The sequence below is a fragment of the Halobacteriovorax sp. HFRX-2_2 genome, from assembly GCF_043196705.1.
In the GTDB taxonomy this organism is placed as follows: domain Bacteria; phylum Bdellovibrionota; class Bacteriovoracia; order Bacteriovoracales; family Bacteriovoracaceae; genus Halobacteriovorax_A.
Window position 1 is genome coordinate 87,019 of record NZ_JBEBMT010000001.1, and the last position, 18,512, is coordinate 105,530.

Annotated in this window: 18 protein-coding genes; all 18 read left to right on the forward strand. The window is 37.4% G+C overall.

Features of this window, described 5'->3' with window-relative positions; genetic code table 11:
• On the forward strand, positions 1 to 302 hold a 302-nt coding region (locus ABMA79_RS00405), incomplete at its 5' end, for a hypothetical protein (protein ID WP_393089372.1).
• Positions 303 to 455: 153 nt separating this feature from the next.
• Positions 456 to 1,997, forward strand: coding sequence for a sigma-54-dependent transcriptional regulator (locus tag ABMA79_RS00410; RefSeq protein WP_393089374.1), 1,542 nt, complete (start codon positions 456 to 458; stop codon positions 1,995 to 1,997).
• Positions 1,998 to 2,234: 237 nt separating this feature from the next.
• Entirely contained in the window at positions 2,235 to 4,910 is a 2,676-nt protein-coding gene (locus ABMA79_RS00415) for a tol-pal system YbgF family protein (protein WP_393089377.1), read from the forward strand.
• Between the two features lie 40 nt (positions 4,911 to 4,950).
• Positions 4,951 to 5,883 (forward strand): sigma-54-dependent transcriptional regulator, encoded by a 933-nt coding sequence (locus ABMA79_RS00420; RefSeq protein WP_392857420.1) that lies wholly within the window; start codon positions 4,951 to 4,953, stop codon positions 5,881 to 5,883.
• Between the two features lie 9 nt (positions 5,884 to 5,892).
• The gene (gene flgB / locus ABMA79_RS00425) at positions 5,893 to 6,300 is read left to right on the forward strand and encodes a flagellar basal body rod protein FlgB (RefSeq protein WP_021266076.1); all 408 of its coding nucleotides are present in this window, start codon (positions 5,893 to 5,895) and stop codon (positions 6,298 to 6,300) included.
• A 14-nt stretch (positions 6,301 to 6,314) separates the two neighbouring features.
• Entirely contained in the window at positions 6,315 to 6,758 is a 444-nt protein-coding gene (flgC, locus tag ABMA79_RS00430; protein WP_021265925.1) for a flagellar basal body rod protein FlgC, read from the forward strand.
• 23 nt (positions 6,759 to 6,781) lie between these two features.
• Positions 6,782 to 7,144, forward strand: coding sequence for a flagellar hook-basal body complex protein FliE (fliE, locus tag ABMA79_RS00435; protein WP_392857418.1), 363 nt, complete (start codon positions 6,782 to 6,784; stop codon positions 7,142 to 7,144).
• A 68-nt stretch (positions 7,145 to 7,212) separates the two neighbouring features.
• Positions 7,213 to 8,874, forward strand: coding sequence for a flagellar basal-body MS-ring/collar protein FliF (fliF, locus tag ABMA79_RS00440; RefSeq protein ID WP_392857416.1), 1,662 nt, complete (start codon positions 7,213 to 7,215; stop codon positions 8,872 to 8,874).
• A gap of 42 nt (positions 8,875 to 8,916) precedes the next feature.
• On the forward strand, positions 8,917 to 9,948 hold the full coding sequence (gene fliG / locus ABMA79_RS00445) for a flagellar motor switch protein FliG (RefSeq protein WP_021266524.1): 1,032 nt from the start codon (positions 8,917 to 8,919) through the stop codon (positions 9,946 to 9,948).
• A 28-nt stretch (positions 9,949 to 9,976) separates the two neighbouring features.
• Positions 9,977 to 10,792, forward strand: coding sequence for a FliH/SctL family protein (locus ABMA79_RS00450; RefSeq protein ID WP_393089379.1), 816 nt, complete (start codon positions 9,977 to 9,979; stop codon positions 10,790 to 10,792).
• Positions 10,779 to 12,149 carry a FliI/YscN family ATPase gene (locus tag ABMA79_RS00455; protein ID WP_392857413.1) on the forward strand — a complete coding sequence of 457 codons (1,371 nt, stop codon included), beginning with the start codon at positions 10,779 to 10,781 and terminating at the stop codon, positions 12,147 to 12,149. Before ABMA79_RS00450 ends, ABMA79_RS00455 begins: the two co-directional genes overlap by 14 nt.
• Positions 12,150 to 12,154: 5 nt before the next feature.
• Positions 12,155 to 12,613: a flagellar FliJ family protein gene (locus tag ABMA79_RS00460; RefSeq protein WP_393089382.1), complete on the forward strand. Its 459-nt coding sequence runs from the start codon at positions 12,155 to 12,157 to the stop codon at positions 12,611 to 12,613.
• Between the two features lies 1 nt (position 12,614).
• Positions 12,615 to 13,148 carry a hypothetical protein gene (locus ABMA79_RS00465; protein ID WP_392857410.1) on the forward strand — a complete coding sequence of 178 codons (534 nt, stop codon included), beginning with the start codon at positions 12,615 to 12,617 and terminating at the stop codon, positions 13,146 to 13,148.
• 80 nt (positions 13,149 to 13,228) lie between these two features.
• A complete protein-coding gene (locus ABMA79_RS00470) occupies positions 13,229 to 14,779 on the forward strand; it encodes a hypothetical protein (protein WP_393089385.1) in 1,551 nt (516 codons plus the stop codon).
• On the forward strand, positions 14,779 to 15,642 hold the full coding sequence (locus ABMA79_RS00475; protein ID WP_392857405.1) for a flagellar hook assembly protein FlgD: 864 nt from the start codon (positions 14,779 to 14,781) through the stop codon (positions 15,640 to 15,642). The genes ABMA79_RS00470 and ABMA79_RS00475 overlap by 1 nt, the downstream gene beginning before the upstream one ends.
• A 10-nt stretch (positions 15,643 to 15,652) precedes the next feature.
• Entirely contained in the window at positions 15,653 to 16,120 is a 468-nt protein-coding gene (locus ABMA79_RS00480) for a TIGR02530 family flagellar biosynthesis protein (RefSeq protein ID WP_392857404.1), read from the forward strand.
• Positions 16,121 to 16,252: 132 nt separating this feature from the next.
• Positions 16,253 to 17,533 (forward strand): flagellar hook protein FlgE, encoded by a 1,281-nt coding sequence (locus tag ABMA79_RS00485; protein WP_392857403.1) that lies wholly within the window; start codon positions 16,253 to 16,255, stop codon positions 17,531 to 17,533.
• A 90-nt stretch (positions 17,534 to 17,623) separates the two neighbouring features.
• Positions 17,624 to 18,512, forward strand: an 889-nt coding sequence (locus ABMA79_RS00490) for a lyase family protein (RefSeq protein WP_393089388.1), incomplete at its 3' end; no start/stop codon positions are given.

An 18,512-nucleotide genomic window follows, 5' to 3' on the forward strand; every position in this document is an offset into this window, starting at 1 on the left:
CGACGGTTCGACTCAAGGGCCGACTAATGGGAATGCCTTTCTTTTTTTTCAAATGCGATTATACTTATCCTATGAATGAATTCCTCATGTTTACATTACGCTACACACCATTCTGGTCGATTCCAATTATGATCATTGGTGGCCGCTTTGCGTACTACTATTGGTTAAGAGGCTACACTCTTCCTCCAATTTTCTTTGCTTTTTGCTCAGCTATCTCAAGCTTCTTCCTCTTTATTTGGATAATGGCCGGTGGGCCAGACAAAGTTGTTCATTATTTCTTAGATATTGTAAGAAACTTTTAGACACTAATATTTATATATAAACCTGTGATATTAGCTATTTATGCTAGTTTCGGAAGTTTTATCATGGTGTTAAAAAATTGACACGTCCACGATTTATTCGATACCATTTTAGTGGGACAATTTTTAACCTCACACGATGAGAGGCAACAACACATGAAGAATGATTTTAATTTTCTAACTGATACATTCTCAAATGATGAATCAGAAAATGAAGTAAAAATCGATCAAGGAAGAAAACCAGTGATTATTGTCGTGGAAGATGATCAAACTCTTTCCGCAATGATAACGAAGTATCTAAGTAAGAAGATAAATCTAGAAGTTATTAGTTTCTCTTCTCCAACACCTGCAATCGAGCATATTACTAAGAATCAAGTTGATCGCTTTTGTTTAATTACAGACATTAGCTTTGAAGATAACTCGTCTGATGGACTCTATCTAATCGACTTATTAAAAGAGCGTGGCCTAACTTTTAGCTCTATTGCTATGACAGGCTTTGCCTCTATTGAAACAGCAATTGCGGCAACTAAGAAAGGTGTTTTTCACTATCTAACTAAGCCTTTCGAACTTGAAGCTCTTAAAGACCTTGTGGTTAGGGCCCTTGTTCATAAGCTTGAATATCGAGAAAGCCTTGAGATCAATGCTGGAACAAGTTCTGCCAGTGATAAGCGCTCGTTTGGAACTAAGTATAAGCTAGAGATGCCTACTGAAGACGATATGTTTTGTGGGATGATCGGCCGCTCTAAGCCAATGAGAAAAATCTTTGAGCGCATAAAGAAAGTTGCAGCTTCGAGTTCAACGATCTTAATTGGAGGCCCTTCTGGAACGGGGAAGGAGCTTGTAGCAAAGGCAATTCACTTATCTTCAAATCGTAATCATAATAAAGTTGTTAATGTAAATTGTGGTGCCATCCCTGGTGAGCTTCTAGAAAGTGAACTCTTTGGACATGAGAAGGGAGCCTTTACTGGCGCTGTATCAAGTCGAATGGGACGTTTTGAAGCTGCTGATGGTGGATCAATCTTCTTAGATGAAATTGGTGATATGCCACTACTTTTACAAGTTAAACTTCTTAGAGTTCTCCAACAAAGAGAAATTGAGCGCGTTGGTTCTTCAACAACAACTCCAGTTGATGTACGTATCATTACAGCAACACACAGAAATCTTGAAGACTCTGTTCAGCAAGGTAACTTCAGAGAAGACCTTTACTATAGACTTAATGTTATTCCGATAAAGATTCCTGCATTAAAAGATCGCAGAGAGGATATACCACTTTTAATTTCATACTTCCTATCGCGCTTTGTAAGTGCCGATGGAAGAAATGATATTGAATTAGATGATGAGACTTTTGAAATTCTTATGTCTTATGAATGGCCTGGTAACGTTCGTGAACTAGAGAATTTAATTGAAAGACTTGTTATCTTAAGAGGTGGAAATAAAATTAGACCTCAGGATCTGCCACCAAAGATTTTAGCTCTTACTAATCGCTCGACAATTGATACTGATGATCTTGTCAGTCTTCCAGATAATGGTATCAATTTAAAAGATTTTATGAATGAAGTAGAAGAGTCTTTAATTAAGCAGGCCCTTATTAAAACGAATGGTAATAAGAACCAAGCTTCAAAGCTGTTACAGATGAATCGTACAACGCTTATTGAAAAAATGAAGAAGAGAAATTTAGACGTTAATATTCAACAATAAATTTCTTCTTAACATAGCCAATATGACACCAATACTTAAGCCGACTTTCACAGTCGGCTTTTTAAATGCCTAATATCCTGTTGTGTAAAAACTTTGACATGGAAAAAACGTCCCATGAGAAAAATTTTCCTTTGAAATATTTCAAAATATTGTAAAATAGATTCACGGCATGCTTTAGGACGAAGAAATTGCCAAATAATTGACGTTATTAAATTTGAAACAGGAAGTTTCTACCAAATGAAGATAGATTTTAATTCAAAAAATTTATTATCTTTTATCGTACTTATTTTTAGTACTGCCTTCCTAAATATTGCATCAGCATCAATTGTTACACCAGAAGCTCACAATGACTTTCTACGTGTTAAATTCTTTATTGATAAGAAACTAGTTAATGTAACAAAATCTAACTCAGAGGTATCATTCTCGACTTTAGATGGTGATATTTACTCAAAGGTAAAAGATGGGCTGAAGAATTTCTCTTCATCAAAGTATATTAAGAGAATCTCTTATACTGAGCCAACGTCTGGAAATAATGTTTTCACAATCTCTTTAATGCTTAAAAAGAATGTAGAAGTTTTCTCATTCTATAAGAATCGTGACCGTGCTTACTTTGTCGACTTCTGGAAAGATGGTGCAGTAACAAATAAGCAAGCAGCGATCAAAGATATTTCAACTCTGGTAAAGAAGAATGAAGCATCAGCGCAACAGTCGACACCAAAGTTTGTAAAAAAGTCTAAAGCTGTTAAACCAGCTCCAAAGATAGTTAGAAAAAATGTTGTTAAAAAGGCTCCTGCTAAGAAAGCGAATCCATATCGTGATTTTAGATATGGGGCCTCTTTTATCTGGGACTACCAAGCACTTGCACCAGAGTTAAAAACACAAATTCTAACCAATAGAAAGACAGCAGAGTACTTCTTTCCAATTAAGAATTTTGATTACAATAAGAATGAAAAAGAAGCTCATATGCAACTTACTCTTAATCTTTATAGAAAAGGTAAGTGGGGACTTATGTATAAGTCGATTAAGCTTTATGAGAAGAAATTTTCACAGTCTTACAATCCTTACAATGACTACATGAAGGCCAATGCTCTTTTAAGAGAAACTCTTGAAAAGGGTGATATTAAGCCAGTTGATACGGCCGTTTCAATGTATACGAATATTCTTGAGAGAACTGATATTTATGACCTAAGAAAAGGTATCTACAAATACCTCGTTCAGTTCTACCGTGAAAAGAAAGACTTTGTTAAGGCCCTTAAATATGCCAAGAGATTCTTCAGTGATGCAAAAGAGAATTTTGATTACGAAGAACTAGAGTATATGGGTGAGTACATCCTTTCATCTCTTGCAAATTTAAATCAAGTAGAGAAGGTTGAAAACCTAATCAAAGATAAGACTTTAGTTAAGATCATTTCTAAGCAAAAGCTTAAGGCCTATGAAATGTATACTTACCTAAGACAAAATGATGAAGAAAAAGTGATCGGTGCTTACGAGGCATTCGTTAAAACGACTAAAGGTGAGTACCTTCCATCGATCTACTACAATGCTGCAGAAGCATACTTTAGAACATCACAATATGAGAAAGCATTTAGAATTTATGATACTTTTATTTCTAAGTACTCTTACGTAAGTGAATCTGCTCAGGCAAGACTACGTATGGCGCTAATTGCTGATCTTCAGGATCGTCCAAAGAATGAAGTGCTAGAGCTTTATAAGAATGCAATCAACAGAGCTCAGAATCAAGAGGTGAGTCTAGAGGCACGTATCCGTTATGTTGGTGTTCGCACTATTAGAAAGATTAAGCCAGATACAAAAGATATTGAAACAAGAGTTTTCCTTGATAAGGGAACTGATAAGAAGCTAAACAAAGATCTTGAAATGCTTCTGTGGCAAACTCGTTTAAGAACGTTCATTGTTGATGGGCAATATGAAGAGGCCCTAACATTCTTGACTGCACTACCAATTGCGGCCATGAAAATTAGTGAAAAGAAGGTTTTTGAAGCTGATGGAGCCGAAATTGTTTACGGAATCATCAAGACAAACTTTGAAGAAGGTAAGTTTGCCCGAGCTATCCGCGCTTGGGAAATTTACAAAGATACTTATTTTACAAAGATCGGTGCTGATCCTGAAATCCAGTTTATTATCGCGAAATCGTATATAAATCTTACACTGTGGGACGGATTTCAGAAAATGTATGAGAAAATGATAGCGAGCAAAAAGGAAACTGCTCATACTTTCCCTTTATGGGTTTCTCGCAAGGAAGTTAAGAAGTTGGACTTGTATAAGAACGAGCTACAAATTCTAAGAAATCTAAAGCTAAAAAATTACACTTCAGTAGATCGCATCATCGCGAGTACAAAAAAAGACTACCCAGGATTTGAAAAAATCACATTTTACAAAGCTCTTGCTCACTATAAGAGAGGAGAGTTTGCAAAGGCCGAAAAAGAGTACGAAAAATTCTATGCAAGTGATGCAAATGCGAACTCAATTGATGCTAAAGATCTTGTTGATTCAATCCAATTTTACCTTGAGTCAATTTATGAGAGTAAGAAATTTGATAAGTACTTAAAGGTATCAACAGCTCTTCTAAAAGACGCAAGCTCATTCCAAATCGCTGATACTGTTGTTGAAGGATTAAGAGAAAGAGTTAACTACCAAAGAATTGAAATCTTATTTAAGAAAGCAAATAAAATTGCATCAGATGAAGCAAGAGCATTCTTAAACGATTATGAAAAATCACTTTATAAGAACCGCGTGAAGTTTTTATTAGGAAAGGAAAGCCTAAGACAAAACGATTTCACAACAGGTGAAAAGTTATTAAATGAAATACTTTCAGATAGCGAAGCAAAGGATTATCTGAAAGAGTTGGCCAGGACAGAGCTAACACTAGTTAACTTAAAAAAACGTACACTATAATTTAGCCCACGGATCGGGCAAACGACAGACAGGAGGTCAGATGAATACGTTTACAGCGGAAATTTTTGGACAGGATCCTAAAATAGTTAAGGCACTTAAAGTTGCAAACAACGTTGCTGTTACAAAAGCACCAGTTCTTATTGTTGGTGAAGCAGGTGTTGGTAAGAAGACACTAGCTGGTTTTATCCATGAAAATTCAACAAGACAGGGAAAACCATTTGTAACTGTAGACTGTGCAGCAGACGCAAACCAAGTTGAGAATGAGATCTTAGGTTATAGAGACCCAGAAACAGGACGTTTCATTAAAGGTGCATTCGAAAACGCAAATGGTGGTACTGTTGTTCTAGTAAACGTAGATGGACTAGAAGATACTTTTCAAAAAAAGCTTCACAAAATCCTTGGTGAACTAACTGACTATGAAATTGATGTAAGAATGGTTGCAACAACAACTAAGAACCTTTCTAAGCTTGTTGGAGCTGGTCGTTTTTACCGTGGCCTTTATACTTTCATTTCATCTAACTCAATCACTCTTACTCCACTAAGAGAAAGAGTTGGTGACCTAGAGTACATCGCAAAAAATATTATCAAGACAACTCTTGGTGGTGCTGAAGTTTCTGTTCAAGAAGAAGCAATGAATAAGATTCTTTCTCACTACTGGACTCACAATGTAAAAGAACTTAAGGCAGTTATCGAAAATGCACTAGCTAACTTTGAAGGAAACGAAGTTTCAGCTGAGCACCTTGAGATCGGTGAGAAGAAAGCAGTAAATGTTATCTCTGAAGATGATTCAGAAGGAATTAGATTAATGTCTCTTAAAGAAGCTGAGAAGCTACTTATCAAGAAGGCACTTATCCATACTTCTGAAAATAGAACTCAAGCAGCAAAGATTCTTGGTGTATCAATTAGAACACTAAGAAACAAAATCAATGAGTACCGTGGAGACGGAAACTCATACTTTGTTAACTTAAGATAAGGTATCATCATGAGGGTTGAGGATAAGACATTAAAAGCACTAGCTGCATCTTTGAATTTAAGGCAGATCCGACATGAGGTCTTAACTTCAAATATCGCTAATGCAGATACACCTGGTTATAAGGCCAAGCGAGTTGACTTTGAAGAAGCACTTGCAAGAGCTTTAGACGTCGATGGGAATCTTGAAATGTTGACCTCTGAAGAGAAACACTTTGACGTTGGCAATGGTGGTTTTGAAAATCTTCAACCTGAAATTTATGATGATCCAAATGGCATCGTCTCTGAAGATGGGAATACTGTCGACAGAGACGCTGAAATGGCCAAAATGGCAGAAAATAAAATTTTGTATGATGCATCGGTAAAGTTACTAAATAAGAAACTAGGGATGCTTAAATATACAATTAACTCTGAAAAATAGAGTAGGGGGAGATAATGGATTTACTAACGAGTTTAAAAATTAGTTCATCAGGTGTTGCAGCAAATAAGAAGCGCATGGCAGCGATTTCTTCAAATATTGCAAATGCTCAGACGACAAGAACGGCCGAAGGTGGTCCATATCGTAAGAAAGAAGTTGCTTTTGGAAGCGAGCCTGCTCGTGAAAGCTTTTCGGATATTTTAGAAGGTGAGATGGGTGAGGTTGCTCAATCTGTTCATGCAACAGAAGTTGTATCAAGCGATAAACCACCAATCCTAAAGTATGAACCAAATCACCCTGATGCAAATGAGCAAGGGTATGTTGCCTATCCAAATATCAATGTAATGGAAGAGATGGCAGATATGATTTCAGCTTCAAGAAGTTATGAAGCGAATATTAACGTAATGAATACAACTAAGAGTATGGCGATGAAAGCGCTTGAAATTGGAAGTGGAAACTAAGAATAAAGGAAAGGGGTTAAACCATGGCGATCAATAATATTACTACAATGAATGACGTCTTTAACTCACATAAAATGCGCGAGTGGACTAGTCCAACTGGTGGCGCGGAAGAATTTAAGTTAGAAGGCTTTGATGAGCTCTCTAAAGTAGCACCATCTGAGAAGAGTCAGTCGTTTTCTGAACTACTAGCAAATCAGATCATGGATGTTAACAATTTACAAAAAGAAGCTAACACAGCTATTGAGAAATTAGTTAGTGGTGAGAGTAAGAATATCCACGAAACTATGCTAGCTGTTGAAAGAGCTGAAATTGCTTTTAAGACAATGAACCAAGTTCGTAACAAAGTAATTGACGCTTATAAAGAAGTAATGAGAATGCAAGTCTAGTTAATAACTAGTTGTTAATGATCTCTTAATTTAGGATGAATTAAGAGTTTCAGGTGTCAGGAGGATACGTGAAAGATTTTTTCGATAAAATGCTTAGAAACTTCAAAGAGTTCTATGGAGAACTTGATGCAGGAAAGAAGATTTCTCTCTTTGCTGTTACTGGGGTTATTCTAGTCTTCCTACTAGGTGTTGTCCTTTGGGCCACTCACACTAATTATAAAGTTCTTTATTCTGATCTTAATAAAGAAGATATGACAAAGGTTGAGGTCTTCTTAAGTCAGAATAACGTCGAGAAGAAAACTTCTGCAGATGGGAAAACAATTAGTATCCCTGAGGATATGATTGAAACTGTACGTCTTAAAATGATGACTTCAGGTTTCTCATTTTCTGGAACTGTAGGTTATGAAGTTTTTGATAATCAATCTTTTGGAACAACTTCTTTTGTTCAAAAAGTAAATAAGCAAAGAGCACTTGAAGGCGAGCTAATTAAAACGATTAAGCACCTAAGAGGTGTTAAGAGAGCTCGTGTTCACTTAAATATCCCTGAGTCTTCACCATTTGTTTCTGAAAAGAAACCACCAACGGCTTCTGTTGTTCTTGAGCTAAATCGTGGTGTAACTCTAACAGAACAAGAAATTAAAGGGATCTCTTCACTTGTTGCTTCATCTGTTGAAGGAATGAGAGGAGAGGGTGTTGTTATCCTTGATCACAGAGGAAAGAAACTTTCTGAGAATATTGGTGATGCAATGACTGCCAATACGGCAAATCGTCTTGCTCTTGAGTCAAAGCTTAATAGAAAGTATGAAAAGCAAATTGAAGATATCCTAACGAGAGTAGTTGGTGCAGGAAAAGTTATCGCCAAAGTTTCGGTTGATATGGACTTCACTGAAAGTGTTTCAACTCAAACAACTTATGATTCTGAAAACAAAGCTGTTCTTTCTGAAGTAACAAATACTCAAAATCTACAGGGATCACGTCCTTCTCCGCAAGGAATTCCTGGGGCCCGTTCAAATCTACCTGGAGAGCAACCTCAACCAGGTGTGCCTGAAACAAGAAATGATGTTAAGAAAGAGCTAGCAACTCGAAACTATAACGTACCAAAGAAAGTGACTCGCTCAAAGTCTCCGACTGCATCAGTGAGAAAGATTTCAGCAGCAGTTATGGTCGATGGTAAGCATGTGACTCAGACTGTAGATGGTAAGACGGTAACTAAGTATGAGCCATGGTCAGAAGCTGATATCGCTAATTTTCAAGCGATCGTTGCTTCAACTCTTGGAATTGATAACCGTCGTGGTGATGTTATCACAATTAAGAATATGGAGTTCCAACAAGAAGATCTTGAAGCTATTGATGCTCTTATGCGTGAGCGTGAAAATAGAGAGCTGATCAAGAATATCTTTAAGTATCTTGCAATTGGTTTAACGATTTCTCTATTCTTCTTCGTTGTTGTTCGTCCGTTTATTCAATGGGTAACAGACAACGCGGTAGAGACAGTAGAAGACTTCTTACCTAGAACTCTTGAAGAACTTGAAAAAGTACAAGCAAATCAAAAGCTACCTGGACTTGAGGATGCTCTTCCACAGATTGAAGAGAAACTTAATCCAGAGAAAATTGAAGGGAATATGCTACGTGAGAAGATCATCTCACTGGTTGAAGGAAACCCTGCAAAAGCGGCACAGATTGTGCATGATATGATTCATAGTACGGAATCTGATAAGCAGATTGCGTAATGATAATAAGTAATAGAGCCCTTTAAGGAAGAGGAGAGAAAAGTGGCCGATCAATCATTAGACCCAGATGTAGAATACTCGCTACTATCAGGACAAGACAAAGCAGCACTTCTGCTTAGTTCTCTTGGTGTGAGTACGACACAACTTATATTCGCACATATGCGCGATAACGACGTAAAGCGTCTTATCAATGCGATGTCTAATGTTAAGAAAGCGCCAATTTGGATGATCAAGCGTGTTCTTGAAGAATTCTATTCTGAACTTAACGAAGAAAATGATCTACTTTTCTCTGATAACTCATCAAGAGACTTTATTGTAAACGCTCTAGGGGAAGATCGAGCTAAGCAACTTCTTGGTCAAATTATTGATGTTGGTGCCAACCAGACACTAGAGTCACTGGAGCTAGTTGATACCAGAACACTTGCAAACTTCCTAATTAACGAGCACCCTCAAACAATCGCGCTTATCATTGCGCACTTATCAGCAGAGCGTAAGGTTGATGTTCTTAGACGTCTTCCAGAAGGTCTTCAGGCCGAAGTTGTTTTAAGGGTAGCAAACCTTGACTTCGTATCTCCTGAGCTTATTGCGCAACTTGATGATGTTCTTAAGACTGAGCTTTCAACTCTTGGAACTATCGATACAAACCAACTTGGTGGTGTTGAGCCAATCGCAGATATGCTTAACCTTATGGATAAGAATTCTGAGAAGAATATTATGGGGCGAGTTGAGGAAAAAGATCCTGAACTTGCAGAAGAAATTCGTAAGCTTATGTTCGTTTTCGAAGACCTTGTTTATGTTGATGATCGTGGTATCCAGGCACTTCTTAAGGAAGTTGATCAACAGAAGCTTGTTATTGCTCTTAAGACAGCACCTGAAGAGATTAAAGCGAAGCTATTTAGAAATATGTCAAATCGTGCAGCAACTCTTCTACAGGAAGACCTTGATGCTCTTGGGCCAACAAAACTTTCTGATGTTGAAAAAGCTCAAGCTGAAATTGTGCATAAGTGTAAAGAACTTGAACAACAAGGTAAGGCGTTTATCTCTCGTGGTGGAGATGGCGATGCCCTTGTTTAATATTTAATAATAGGTTGATGGCCGTAGTATGACTCGTGATGTAAAAGAATATGAATTTCACTCTTTCTCTCAAAAACCACTTAACTCTAGTGTTGAGGAATTTGAGTTTCAAGATTTCGAAGGTATGTCGATTCGTGAAATTGAAGAGAAGCAGAAGATTATTCGCGTTGAAAGAGAGCTGGCCAAAGACACTGGTTTTGATCTAAACCCTATCGTACACGAACACAGAGGTGTACGTGCACAAGAAGAGAGCGACTTTACTCAAGCTGTCCATGAAGAGGTTGCACGTCAAATTGAAGCAATCAAAGAAGATGCATACCGTGAAGGACTTGAGTTAGGACGCGAGCAGGGAAGAGAAGAAGTAAAGGTTGAGCTTGCTGGAGCTGCGGAAGAGAAGATACTTCTTTTAAACGATATGGTTTCAGAAGTTTTAAGTACTCAAGTAGGACTTCTTTCTGCTCAAAAAATGCAAACATATACACTGCTTAGAACAATTGCAAAATGGATTGTTCTTAAAGAGCTTAAAGATGATGGTGAATATATTATTCGTCTTCTTGAAAAGCTTATTGTGGAAGCGCAAACAAAAGAAAACCTTCTAATTCGTGTCAATGAGAAGCATTTTGAACAAATGCCTGAAGTCTTAGAAGTTGTTCAAGGTAAACTTGGGGAACTTACTAACACTCGTGTTGAAATTGACTATGATATAGAAGCACCAGGTATTGTCGTTGAATCTCAAAACGGTATTGTCAATGGTAGCTTGAAGACGCAACTCGATAGTCTTGATAAGTTATTTGAAGCAGTAGGATTAGCAAGTTCAGAGGACGACTCGGATGAATCACAATAATTTCTCTACATTAGATCTAGAAGCAATTCATAAGGCATATGAATACGCCACTCCTTACCAAAAAGTAGGGAAGGTATGTGCCTCAAAAGGGATGCTTTATGAAGTAAACCTTTCTCGCGCAGTTATTGGTTCTAATGTTGAATTCTTAACGGAGTTTGGTGATCGTTGTCTAGGTGAAGTTGTTGCTATTGATGGGCCAAAGTGTTTAACAATGCCTTATTCAGAGATAGCGGGAATCAATTCAGAAACAAAAGTATTTCTAAAAGAGCTTGTCACAAAAGTCAATGTTGGTGAGCAATACCTTGGACGTGTTATCGACTTTCAAGGAAATCCAATTGATGGTAAGGGGCCAATTAAAAGATCAAATGAAGTGCGATCAATCTTTGGAGAACCAATTAATCCACTAGAGCGTCCACCGATCTGTGAAATGCTTGATACTGGTGTTAATGCTATTAATGCCTTTATGACAGCAGGAAAGGGACAGCGTCTTGCTATTATGGCAGGTTCTGGTGTTGGTAAGTCTGTAACGCTTGGGATGGTTGCACAGAAGTCATCTGCTGACGTTAATATTATTGCTCTAATTGGAGAGCGTGGACGTGAGGTTCGTGAATTTATTGAACACGACCTTGGTGAGGAAGGTTTAAAGAAATCAATAGTTGTGGTTGCAACTTCCGATACTTCCGCCCTTATTCGTATGAAGGCTGCTTATGTGGCCACAACATTTGCTGAATACTTTAGAGATCAGAATAATGATGTACTCTTAATGATGGATTCAATTACACGTTTTGCCATGGCATCACGTGAGATCTCATTAAGTGCTGGAGATCCTCCAGGCCAAAAAGGTTATACACCAACTGTATTTGCACAGCTTCCAAAATTAATGGAGCGCGCGGGAACAAAGGCTGACGCTGGTTCCATTACAGGTATTTATACTGTTCTTGTTGAAGGGGGAGATATGGATGAGCCGATTGCTGATGCCGTAAGGGGGATTAGTGATGGACACATTATTTTATCTCGTGCTCTTGCTTCAAAGAACCAATTCCCTGCGATTGATGTTCTACAATCACTATCGAGGGTAATGAATAAAGTTGTTTCTAGCGAACATCGAGTTGTTGCAGGACATATGCGTGATCTTATGTCTGCTTATCGTGATAACGAAGATCTTATTAATGTCGGTGCTTACTCTAAAGGTTCGAACCCTAAGGTTGATAAGGCCATGATCATTATCGATCAACTAAACGACTTATTAAAGCAAATGCAAGGTGAGGACCATTACCAAACGATTGATGAACTATATGATTCAATGGTTGGCCTCGCAAAGTATGCAGAAGAAGCATATAACTCATATGAGGAGTAATATAATTGCGTAGAGAAAAGTTTAAACTACAAGGCCTATTAAAGTTAAGAGAGTTCAAAGAACAAAAAGTGAAACTTGAACTCGGGCAGATTAATATCGAAAAAGGCCGTTTGAACGAAGCAATTGCCAAGTGTCATCAAGATATTGAAGAAACATATAAGGCACAAGAAGCCTTCTTTGATACATATACGTCAGGAAGAAATGCTCAATTCTTTCCAATGTTTATTCAATCTAAAAGAGACGAAATTAAAGTCTTAGAAAATCATTTACATGCTGTTGAGAGACAATATCAAGAGAAGGTCAAAGAACTTTCTGTTGCTAAAGGTGAAGTGAAAGTAATTGATAATTTAAAAAATGAATTTGAAACAGAACAAAATAGGGTCATTGAAAAGAAGCGCCAGGAAGCTATTGATGAATTAATGATGGCAAAGAGGCATGCTCGAAAATTGGCCGGGGAAGCTTAAAATGAAAAGGTTATTTCTTTTAGTATTAATATTATCATCTTCACTGACTGCCACAGCAGAAGAGAAGAAGATTTATTCGCAAGAAGAATTTGATAAGGCACTTGAAGTGGCCCTTGAAAAGAAGATGAAGAAAGTAGGGCGCTCAAAGTTGATTGAGTTCTCAAAAGAACTTCTTAAAAAAGAAGAGGAGCTGGCCACTCGTGAAAAGGCCTTAAAGAATCAACAAGAACAAGTTGTTGTTAACCAACAGGAACTTGAGGGGCGAATTAAAGAATTTAAGGCCTATCAAACGAATTTTCTTTCATGTCTTGATAAGAAAGACTCTGATGAACAAAAACGCGTCATTCATATGGTTGACGTCGTTTCCAATATGAGGCCACAAACAGCAGCAAACTTATTATCTCAACAGGACCCATCAATCTCGATTAAGATTCTTGGAGAGCTCGATCCAGTCAAGGTTTCAAAGATCTTTAATATGATGGATAAAGAGATCTCAGCACGCTTACAAAAGCAATATATGACGATGAAGAAGTAGAGGTAAACTTTTCCATGGTTAATTTTTTTGTAAATTTATGTAAAGATATTGCAAGGCGTTAAAGAAAGGGACAAAGAGTAATGCTTAAAAACTTAATTGGACATAACTTAAAAGCAAAGGGGACAAAAGAGCAGGCCAAAGCTAGCTCTGTTGATAACCTACTTACAAGTCATGCCAATAAGAAGCTTTCAAAAGGACAAAAGGAAGAGTTTAGTAAACTACTTCTAGGTGGGGAGTCCAAAGGACAAAAATCACTTCAGACTACGAATGTGGCCGAGGGATTATTGTCAAATTCAAAGTTACTTAAGCAAGATAAGCAAAACCTTAAAAACCCAGTTAACGAAAAGATCTCTCACCAAGAAGTTAGAGAGCTTCTTAAAGAGGGAAAAGCAAATACAAATACCCTTATTAAAGAATCACATAGTCCAAAGATGGCAAAGGCCATGGCCAAGCACACAGCGCCGACTTCTTTAATATCAACTCTAAGTTCAGCAGAAAAAACTCCAGTAGGTAAGCATAGTGATATTGATAATATTCTTGGGACTAAGAATATTGTTGAATTACAAAAAGCGAAGACATCGCTTGCTAATTCTAAACTTGAGTCAACTCTTGAGAGCAAACAAGCTCCAAAACTTGCTGCAGAGGGTGTTAAGACAAATGCTCTTTTAGGAAAGAACACTCAAGCTATTATTGATTCAGCACAGGCGACACCTGAAAAAATTGTTGAGGGGACGAAGGATAATAATCTTTTAAGAATGGCCTCAACAAACCTATTTAAAGGCAAGAAGTCAGTTGCTACAAATAATAAAAATCTTGCAAGTGGTGCAGACTTCTTAGCAAATCGCCAAGTTTTAAATAACCAAGTTGCAAATGATATGAAAACTTCAAATAGTCTTCATATGAATAAGTTTGCCAAGGAAGCATCTCATAAGAATAACTCAATTATTCGTATGAAGAGTGAACCAAAAGTTGAGGACTTCTCATCTGATATTGCGACAAAAGGCGATAGAAGAGCTCCGCAAGTTCAAAATAATTTAATTGGTGCTCTTGGAAATACTAATGCAACAAATGACTTCAAAGCAGAAATCAATTTAGGCAAAGCTCCAGAAGTTCTCGATCTTTCAAATGTATCTAATGCAGATCAAATGATCAAAGAAGTAACTAACTATATTGAGATGAACCGTATTGAAAACGGTAAGTCTTTACAAGTACTAGTTAAGCATAATGAGCTAGGACATTTTAATGTTACTGCCAATAAAGATGCTAATGGTATGATCGCACTAAATATCGAAGCGACAACGATTGAAGCAAAAGAGTTCTTTAAAGAAAACGAAGTTAAGTTATTAAAGAACCTTGATATGAAAGGTGTTAGAGTTGCTGACTTTAAAATTCATACGGCAACATCTGGTCAAATGAGTGATACGGCATCTCAGTCTGAGAGCTTCAAAAATGAAAAGCGTAATAGTGAAAGACAATCGGACAAAATCTCCACTTCAAAAATGACTGGAAATGAGTCTGATTATGCGAGACAATTAGATAATGAAGATTCTTTTGCATTTAATAGTTTTCAAGATGCAAGAGAGGGCCGTCAAAGAAGATGGCAAGAATATAGCGAACGCATAGGTGCATAATGCCAGGAATCGGAAAACCACAACAGAGAAATTCATTTTCACAAATCGGTATGGCCCCTCGCCAGACGAAGGGGAATGGAAAAGGTTCAGTTGGTGAAGAACTAAACCGTATTGCTGGTAATAATATCGCTGATCAAAAATTCGTTGATGCTAAAGATCACAATAAAATGGGACAAGAAGGTTTCTTAAAACTTCTTTCTCACCAACTTACACATCAAGATCCAATGAAGCCAATGGATCAAAAGCAACTTTCTGCAGATCTAGCTCAATTTTCTCAATTAGAGCAGATGACAAATATGAATCAAAAACTTGAAAATATGGGGAAGAATGACCCACAAGAATTAAAGTTTTTTGGTGCAAGTTTTTTAGGAAAAGAAATTTTAACGAAAGGTTCATCAGTTACTTATGATGGTCAATCTTTCAGAAAAGATGTTCCATTCTTCTTAGATAAAGAAGCTAAGAATGTTATGGTTAATATCTATGATAAAAATCGCCAACTAATTGGTAAGGTTGAAGCCGAAAACCTAGGAAGAGGACAACACACTCTTACTTGGAATGGACGTCAACTTGATAATACCAGAGCTGCAAAAGGTGATTACACTCTTGAGGTTTGGGCCTTTGATAAGGACATGAATAAATTTAAGGGTGAAACAAAGTCGACAGGTGTTGTTAACGCTGTTGATTTTGATAATGGAGAAACAATTTTCACACTAGAAAATGGAAAAAAAGTTTTTCTTCGTGACGTTGATAGCTTCAAACAAGCTTCTAATGGTGGTTCAGAAATGAACGATAAAAATATTGCCGCATTGCAAAAGAGGGCGGCTCAAAACTATAATAATATTAACAATTCCGCTAACCAATAATTGGAAATAAATGGGAACTAAAGATATTTCAAATTTTCATATTCCAAATGTAAGCCAGGTTCCTGGTTCGAAGAAAGTTGATCTTCGTAATCGTCTTGGTAACGTTAGTGGTGGTAATGAAGCTGCTCAGTCAGAATTTAAGAATCTTCTGAATGATCAGATCTCGAATGAGAAGATCAATAAAGCGCATCACTTAGATCAGTTAGCGCAAACTCAAAGAGAACACGGAATTCAACTTTCGACTCATGCGGCGAAGAGACTGCAAGAGAGAAATATTGATATTGATAGTAATGAATTTTTTAAGCTAAAGGATGCTTTCCAGAAACTTCAAAGTAAGGGGGGAAGAGATTCTTTAGTGATTACAGATAAAGCAGCCTATATCGTGGACGTGCCGGCCAAGAAGGTGGTTACGGCCATAGATAAGGGAAGTATAGAGAGTAACGTTTTTACAAAAATTGATTCGACTGTATTGGTTTAAGATTTAATTAGCTGGTCCTAACGGAAGCTTTGTGTTTGCCTGTCGTTGTAAACACACCTTTTAAAATCCTTATTCCATTTAGTCGTTTTTAGATCTAAAAATTTAGATTTGGTTTTAGTCTAGGAGGGACGAATGAGTATTTTACGATCATTTAACATTGGTGTATCTGGTTTAAGCGCTTCAGGAGCGGGAATGAACGTTGTTTCAGATAACATTTCAAATGCTGGAACTAACGGTTTTAAAGCTTCTAGAGCAGAATTCCAAGATGTACTTGCAGTCTCTCTAAAAGGGATCGAAGGTGGAGATCAATTCGGTGCTGGTACAAAACTAGCTCACATTAAGCCGATCATGACTCAAGGTGATGTTGCAAGAACTGAGTCAATCACTGACCTTGCAATTCAAGGTGATGGTTTCTTCAAAGTAAAAGCTCCATTCGGAAATGGATATTCGAGAGATGGTTCAATGCATTTTAACAAAGACGGTGAGCTTGTTAACGGTGACGGATATAAAGTAATTGGTTTCAAATCAAATGAAGATGGAACACTTACTAATAAAGAAGGTGAAATTAAGCTAGGGAACACGACAATTCCTGCTCAAGCAACTGAAAAAGTTAAGCTTTCAATGAACCTTGACTCAAGAGTTTCTGTAAAACAATTCGATCCAAATAATCCAGAAGAAACTTCAAACTTTTCTTCTTCAATTACAGTATATGATAACGTAGGTACAGCTCGTCTTGTAACTGCATACTATAACAAAACAGCTGATAATAACTGGACTTATAGAATCATGGCCGATGGTGCTGATGCTCAAGGTGGTGAAGCTGGTAAGATGGTTGAAATGGCACAAGGTCAACTTGTTTTCAACGATAAGGGTCAACTTCAAGAAGAGATCGAGTCTTCAAACTCTTTCAACTTCAATAAAGGTGCACAACAAGGTCAAAAAATTGAGTTCTCTTGGGGTGAATCAATCTCTGAAGGTGGAGATGGTACTGATGCTTCAACTCAGTATGGTTCAGGTTCTGCAGTTGCTAGACACACTCAAGATGGTGCTTCTGCCGCAACTCTTGGATCTCTATCATTCAATGATGATGGTATCCTTACAGCAGTATATGACAATGGTGAGACAAGAGATATCGCTCAAATCGCTATTGCAAAATTCGATAATAACGAAGGTCTTTTCAAAATGGGGAAAAACCTTTTCAAAGAATCTAAAAACTCTGGTCAACCAGCAATGGGGAAACCAGGTGAAGCGGGACGTGGACAAGTTCTTTCTAAATCGATCGAGCTTTCAAACGTTGATATCGCAAGTGAGTTCGTTAACCTAATGACGTCTCAAAGAAACTTCCAAGCTAATGCTAAGACGATCTCTACAGCAGATAAAATGATGCAAGAGATTTTCAGAATTAAGGGTTAATAAATAACTCATACTCCTATGCTTTTGAAGGCCCTCTTTTGAGGGCCTTTTTTATGTTCTTGTGTTTAAATACTCCTATAGGAGATTTATATGAAGAATCGAATCGAAGAAGATTTGCTAGGACAATTAGAAATAAATAATGAAATGCTCTACGGGATTCACACTCAAAGGGCCCTAAATAATTTTCAAATATCAAATGCTAAAATTGGGGACTATCCTAACTTTGTTAAGGGAATGGTTCTTGCTAAGAAGGCTGCGGCCGCGGCCAATAAAGAAATCGGTACAATGGAAGATGATAAGTGCGATATGATTATTGGCGCTTGTGATGAGATCCTTGCCAACTTAGATAATTATCTTAAATATTTCCCAACTGATGTCTTTCAAGGGGGAGCAGGTACTTCAGTAAATATGAATACTAATGAAGTTATTGCTAACGTAGCACTTGAGATGAATGGACATAAGCGTGGTGAATATGGCGTTCTAAACCCAAATGATCACGTCAATAAGTCACAATCAACTAATGATGCTTACCCAACAGGTTTCCGTGTCGCAGTTTACTTTTATATGACTAAAGTAATTGAGCGCATCCAAGGGCTTTCAGATAGCTTTGAAAAGAAAGGTATTGAGTTTGAGAAGGTTCTAAAGATGGGACGAACACAACTTCAAGATGCTGTTCCAATGTCTCTAGGTGATGAATTTCACTCATGGGCCGTTAACCTTCGAGAAGAGGTAAGATCACTATCTCGTTGTCGTGACTTAGTTCTTGAAGTTAATCTCGGAGCAACAGCAATTGGTACAGGACTCAATGCTCACGATCGTTATTCTGATTTGGCCATTGGTTTTCTTTCTGAATTTACTGATGGAAATTTCGTAAAATCTGAAAACCTTATTGAAGCGACTTCAGATTGTGGCGCTTATGTCATGATTTCGGGCTCACTTAAAAGAACTGCCGTTAAGCTTTCAAAAATTTGTAATGACC